Source organism: Exiguobacterium sp. s22 (assembly GCF_018617455.1).
In the GTDB taxonomy this organism is placed as follows: domain Bacteria; phylum Bacillota; class Bacilli; order Exiguobacteriales; family Exiguobacteriaceae; genus Exiguobacterium.
Genome location: NZ_JACSKD010000002.1, coordinates 512,597 through 518,796 on the forward strand (window position 1 = coordinate 512,597; position 6,200 = coordinate 518,796).

The 6,200-nt window shown below is 45.4% G+C and carries 6 protein-coding genes; 3 read left to right on the forward strand and 3 right to left on the reverse strand.

Going from position 1 to position 6,200, the window contains the following annotated elements; genetic code table 11:
- The first annotated feature begins 56 nt into the window (after window positions 1-56).
- Together KNO94_RS06345 and KNO94_RS06350 are read left to right on the forward strand one after the other, a co-directional pair.
- Window positions 57-959 carry a deoxyribonuclease IV gene (locus KNO94_RS06345; RefSeq protein WP_214742389.1) on the forward strand — a complete coding sequence of 301 codons (903 nt, stop codon included), beginning with the start codon at window positions 57-59 and terminating at the stop codon, window positions 957-959.
- 3 nt (window positions 960-962) lie between these two features.
- Window positions 963-1,532, forward strand: a complete 570-nt coding sequence (locus KNO94_RS06350; protein WP_214778275.1) for a hypothetical protein — start codon at window positions 963-965, stop codon at window positions 1,530-1,532.
- Window positions 1,533-1,558: 26 nt separating this feature from the next.
- On the opposite strand, the gene KNO94_RS06355 is transcribed toward KNO94_RS06350, so the two are convergent.
- From KNO94_RS06355 to KNO94_RS06365, 3 genes are all read right to left on the reverse strand, one after another.
- Entirely contained in the window at window positions 1,559-1,729 is a 171-nt protein-coding gene (locus KNO94_RS06355; RefSeq protein ID WP_074033351.1) for a DUF1427 family protein, read from the reverse strand.
- Between the two features lie 93 nt (window positions 1,730-1,822).
- On the reverse strand, window positions 1,823-3,988 hold the full coding sequence (locus tag KNO94_RS06360; protein ID WP_214778277.1) for an RNA degradosome polyphosphate kinase: 2,166 nt from the start codon (window positions 3,986-3,988) through the stop codon (window positions 1,823-1,825).
- Between the two features lie 2 nt (window positions 3,989-3,990).
- Window positions 3,991-5,520, reverse strand: a complete 1,530-nt coding sequence (locus KNO94_RS06365) for a Ppx/GppA family phosphatase (protein WP_214741192.1) — start codon at window positions 5,518-5,520, stop codon at window positions 3,991-3,993.
- A 282-nt stretch (window positions 5,521-5,802) separates the two neighbouring features.
- On the opposite strand from KNO94_RS06365, the gene KNO94_RS06370 reads away from it, so the two are divergent.
- Window positions 5,803-6,200: helix-turn-helix domain-containing protein (locus tag KNO94_RS06370; protein WP_214778278.1), on the forward strand; the 398-nt coding region annotated here is incomplete at its 3' end.

Genomic DNA, 6,200 nt, shown 5'->3' on the forward strand with positions numbered 1-6,200 from the left:
GTCGGTTCTTCTTTTTGTGTAAACTAAAGAGAGAAGAAAATGAAGGGAAGATGATGATGTTAAAAATAGGTTCACACGTTTCGGTATCCGGAAAAAAGATGTTACTTGCAGGTAGTGAAGAGGCTGTTTCTTATGGTGCAAACACGATGATGGTATATACAGGAGCTCCTCAAAATACACGACGTAAACCGATCGAAGACTTAAATATCGAGGCAGCACTCAAACATATGGCGGCACATGACATCGAAGAGATTGTCGTCCATGCTCCGTATATTATTAACCTTGGCAATACGACAAAACCCGAGACATTCGAATTGGCTGTGTCTTTTTTAACACAGGAATTAAAACGGGCTGAAGCACTTCAAGTCGCACGACACGTTGTCCTTCACCCAGGTGCTCATGTCGGTGCCGGGGAAGAGGTCGGTCTCGCTCGAATCATCGAAGGCCTCAATGAAGTGTTAACGGGAGACGAACAAGTGAAGATCGCACTCGAAACGATGGCTGGGAAAGGCAGTGAACTTGGGAAGACGTTTGAGGAACTGGCAACCATTATTGAAGGTGTGACGCACAACGATCGCTTGTCTGTTTGCTTTGATACGTGCCACGTCCATGATGCGGGATATGATTTGGTCGGTAATTTAGACGGCGTCATCGAAGAATTCGATCGCATCGTCGGACTCGATCGTCTCGGTGTCATTCATGTGAATGATTCGAAGAACGTGCGCGGTGCAAAAAAAGACCGTCATGAAAACATCGGGTACGGAGAGATTGGATTTGATACGCTAAATCGTATTATTCATCATGAGGCATTCGCGCATCTGCCGAAAATTTTAGAGACGCCGTATATCCCGATTAGTGAAAAAACAAAAGTCGCCCCATACAAACAAGAGATCGAAATGTTCCGAGCGAATCAATTTGATCCTGAATGGCGTGAACGCTTCACGCTTGCCCATCAATAAACGATGACGATTCTACAGGTTGATCCAAATCGATATGATGTATGGAACGCCTTTCCGACATATTTTCTTGAACAGAGTCCCGTTTATGTGAAAGGTTCGGTAACGACACCGACGGCATTCATCGAAGTGTTAGGGCATGGTATTGTGGCGGAGGCTGAAGTACTGCTAGAGGAAAGGATTGAACGACCCGACGATCCGTATTGGATCGGTCTGGAGAAAGAAGAGGTCGCGATGTATAGCCTCGTAGACTTAATTCAACTTCATTTTCATCATCCGCTATTACAGGTGGGGATGTATGGGGCAGATGAATCCTACGAGTCGATTCGGAAGAAATGGATGGATGGTTATCATGTACCGTCATCTAAATGGACGAAAGAGACATATGAGGCGCATTTGTTTCGTGAAAGGCTTATTGCGCCGAATGCGACCTCAACAACGTGCACGGTATGTGGTATCGATTTATTTGAACGGTATGGAAACGGTGCATACAAACTGATGGAATATCACGTAGAAGATGATCATGGAATTTTGGTATGTCCAACCTGTCATAAAGCCATTCATACGTTAGACTAAAAAACGATGCCTCGGGCATCGTTTTTTTAGAATGGCCAGTTCGCCACCACGAATTGATAAACTTTCATCCCGAGGAAAACCCCGAAGATTCCTACGACACCTGGTAACACCGGTGGGGCCGGTAATGGTAATTTGAGTGCAGTGAAAATGGCACCGCAAATCAGACCTGCGAGTAATGATAATAGAATCTCTTGCATATAAAATTCCTCCGTCTCTATAAATGAAAGCGCTTTATCATGATATAACCGAATTTATTATACAATGACTACCTTCATTTGAGAAGTCTAACATCAGTCATCTGTCATTTTCTCGTTTTCTGCTCGCAATCGTAAAACTTCACGTTCTGCCCAATTCGAAGGTTCTCGTTCGAACACGCTCGGAATGTTATTCCAGCGACCTCCTGTATATTGATGGATGACAATTTGAGACTGGATTTCTTCCGCATTGTTCTCTCGCTTCACATAGACATAGTGACCGTCAGACCGCTGCTTTCTCGCTTTGACATTATCAACAAGCTGAAGTGCAAGCATGTCTTTAATATACGATTTGTGTGACGTATTGAGGATGGGGAATAGAATTTCAATTCGTTTTTTCATGTTTCGAGTCATCCAGTCCGCCGAGGAGCAGTATAAGTCTTCTTTTCCATTTTGATAGAAGTAGAAGATTCTGGAGTGTTCGAGATATCGGTCGATAATCGAGATCACTTGAATGTTTTCAGAGACTCCTTTAATTCCAGGTCGGAGGCAACAGATACCGCGTATGATCAAATCAATCTTCACGCCTGCGGATGAGGCATCGTACAATTTTGTGATGATGGAACGATCCGTAATTGAATTCATTTTTGCAACGATCCGACCATTCCCGTATTTTTCATGTAACTTGATTTCTTCTTCAATTTTATTAAGGAAAAAGTCTTTCATATCGTCAGGAGACGTTTCGAACTGATGCCAAGATGGTCTTTCGCCGTACCCGGACAACCAGTTGAAAAAATTCGTAGCGTCTTCCGCTAGTTCCTCATTGGTTGTAAGAAGCCCGATATCCGTGTACAGTTTTGCCGTAGAGTCGTTATAGTTGCCCGTTCCTAGGTGGACGAAACGTTGCAGTACCCCGCCTTCTAAAATACGGACGACGAGTGTGATTTTAGAATGTGTTTTCAGTTCTTTATAACCGTAAATGACGTGGGCTCCGGCTTTTTCAAGTTGTTTTGCCCATTGAATATTTTTCTCTTCATCAAACCGTGCTTTCAGTTCGACGAGCACGGTCACTTGCTTCCCACTCTCGGCTGCATCGGTCAACGCTTTGATGATGGGAGAGTCTCCAGACACACGATAGAGTGTCTGTTTAATCGCTAATACGTTCGGATCTTTTGCCGCTTGAGCGATGAATCGGACAATTGGATCAAACGAGTGATACGGATGATGAAGTAGATAGTCCTGTTTCGCGATACTTTGGAATAAATCTTTTCCTGACTCGAGACCTTCTGGGATGAATGGAATGAGCGTTTCATTGATCATTTCATCATATTCCATCCCGATTTGACTATAAACACCAAACAGGAATGTCAAATCGATCGGACCATCGACGATGAAGATATCTCGGTCATGCAAATCAAGCACGTCTTGAAGCATAAACAATAGTTCTTTCCGTAACGAACGTTGCTGAACTTCAAGTCGGATCGCAACACCATAGCGGCGTTTTTTTAACTCTTTTTCAATTTGCTTCAATACGTCACGACTGCCCTCCTCATGAAACGGCATGTCAGCATTGCGCGTGATTCGAAACGGCATTGTCGATTCGACCACGAATCCTTTGAATAGGGAGTCGATAAATTGAATAATCAAATCTTCAAGTAGGATTAAATCCGTATGCTCTTCTACGTCGGTCGGAAGTTCTAAATAACGAGGAAGTACGGATGGTACTTGAACGAGGGCAAGTCGCTTTTTTCCTTCATCTTTTGAAGCGATTTCAACAGCGATATTTAATGATTTAGATAAGAGCATCGGAAATGGGCGATAGGCATCGACCGCAATGGGAGTTAAGACAGGAAAAACATGCGTCCGAAAATATTCTTTCACGAATTCCATTTGTTGCTTGTTCAAATGCTTTGTCCGCAAAAAGCGGACATTTTGGTTTGAAAGGTGCTTCGTGATTTTTTTGTAAGTCGCGTATTGTGTCTCGACGAGTTCTTGGGCGCGCATCGTAATGGCTTTGATTTGTTGTTTTGGCGTCAATCCCGTCTTGTCCTCTGGTCGGTTGAATCCGGCGAGCACCTCGTCCTTTAATCCACCGACACGTACCATATAAAACTCATCGAGGTTCGAACTAAAGATAGCTAGAAATTTTAAGCGTTCCATGAGTGGGTTTCGCTCGTCCATCGCTTCTTCAAGAACGCGTGCATTGAAGTCGAGCCAGCTAAGTTCACGATTGTTGAAATGATCGTACGTATAATCGGACATGTTTATTCCTCCTCGCTCAAGACAATCTCTATCGATTGATCAATCGCGCGCTCTAAATGTTTTTTATGTCTGGTACTTCGTTGCAACTCGAAGCGGGCAGACCCGTTCGTATCAAGTGTGATTGTGATCCCATCCTTTGAACTTGATACGTGAAGATCGGTTATGATTTGTCGTTCTGTCAAATCGAGGGCATCGACGAGCTTGACGATTGAACCGAGTAATTCGAGACTCTTTAACAGCTTTTGATCAAACCACTTTGGAAAGGCCTCGATGTGTTGTTCTAACACTCGTTTCGATTTAAAGGATGTGACAAGGGCAAGTGCGAGCCGATCTTCATTGTTCAACCCTTTAAAATCATTCGTGGTGATCAGATGAAACGTATGATCACTCTTATTGTTATGGTCGATATATTCCCCGACGTATGCAAGACGACAGGCACCTTCAAGGAGACCTGGTTCAAACGGTTTTGGTTTAATCGCTTTTTCTTCAATCAATCCTGTGTACAGTTGACGTGCCAAATGAATCAAATGTTGATGACGCGTAGGGTTCACATCATATTGTTTTTCAAAGTGACGAAAACTCTCCTCTTTCACATCGGCAAAACGGACCTTGTCGTGCTCCTCTAAATAATTCTCATAAAAGAGACCCTCCCGCAGTCCGTTATTGCTCATCGTGAACTCGGGTACTTTTAAATAGTTTGCGAGCTCGCCGATTGCTGTGACGGCAGGGGCGATGATATCGATGCGGTCTTTTGAGAGACCATCCAACCGTCCGAGTTGTTTACTCGACATGCCGACGAGTTCGTCTACGACTTCTTCGAGTTGATCAGCAGAAATCGTGTATTGATGAATTCCTTCAAGTGGGAAGTTTGATAGGGTCTGCTCGACACGTACTAAGTTACGAGCCGTTCCGCCGACACCGACAAGAGGGACACCATGTGGTTCTAGCCATTCAATTTCTTTAAATGCTTTCTTTAAGTAGGAAGTGAGCGCCTTTCGTTCATCTTTCGTCATTGTCTCATCTTTCATAAATTCCTTCGTCAACGTCACGGCACCAAATGGAAAGCTGTGATAAAAGACGAGTTCTCGGTTTTGGAAATAGGTGACCTCCATCGACCCCCCGCCAATATCAACGGAGTAACCGTCCTCCACGTAGGTAGAGTTGACGATGGCGGAGTAGCCGTAAAAGGCTTCTTCATAATCACTCAGTAAGCGAATCGTCATTCCAGTTGCTTGTTTCACGCTTTGAAGAATGTCGTCCGAGTTATTCGCGTTTCGAATGGCAGCCGTCGCAACCGGGATGACCTCGGTTACCACATGATATTCGTTCAGTTCTTTAAAATGACGTAGTGTATGGATCAGTGAATCAATCCCCTCGTCTGTCATTTCATTCGAATCATCAATATGACTCGATAACCGGGCAACCTCCTTTACGTTCAAGCGCTCAAAGTATTGTCCTTCATCATTCACTTCAAAAATGACATTTCGAATTGAGTTGGAGCCAATATCAATGACTGCAAGCTTCTTTTCCATAAAACCATCCCCTTCATAGTTCTAGTTTAATCGACTAGGTTTTGAACGAACATACGATTTACGTGAATTTTAACAAAAGTAGGCGAAAATTCTCCCTTCTCTAAGCGTCTCGGGGCGAAGCCCGGCGTAGGTGGGAGATGAATCGCCCGGTCCGAAAGTCTTATCTCCCTATGACAGATATGACGAACAAAAGTTCGTGATTCCGTCAGATTCTCCCTCCCCCTCCGCGGGTATCGGATGAGGAAGACACATCACGATCTGCTGGAGGGAGGAGGGACAGACATGCTGAAGGGCTATACATACAGGCTCCACCCGACGCCGGCACAGGCTGAGTTCCTCATCAAGACGATCGGCTGCGCCCGGTTCATCTACAACAAACTGCTCGAGGACCGCATCGCCATCCGCGAGGAGGCGAAGGCGGGGAGCGGAACGAGACAGAAACCGGCGACACCCGCCTCCTACAAGCCCCTGTTCCCATTCCTCGCCGAGGCGGACAGCCTCGCGCTCGCGAACGCGAAGCTGAACCTCGACACTGCGTTCGCGAAATTCTTCGCCGGGACGGGCGGCTTCCCGAACTTCAAATCGAGACGACGGTCGCGCGCCTCCTACACGACGAACAACCAGCATGGCACGATCCGCATCGAGGCGGGCAAGGTCCGTCTGCCGAAGGTCGGGTTCGT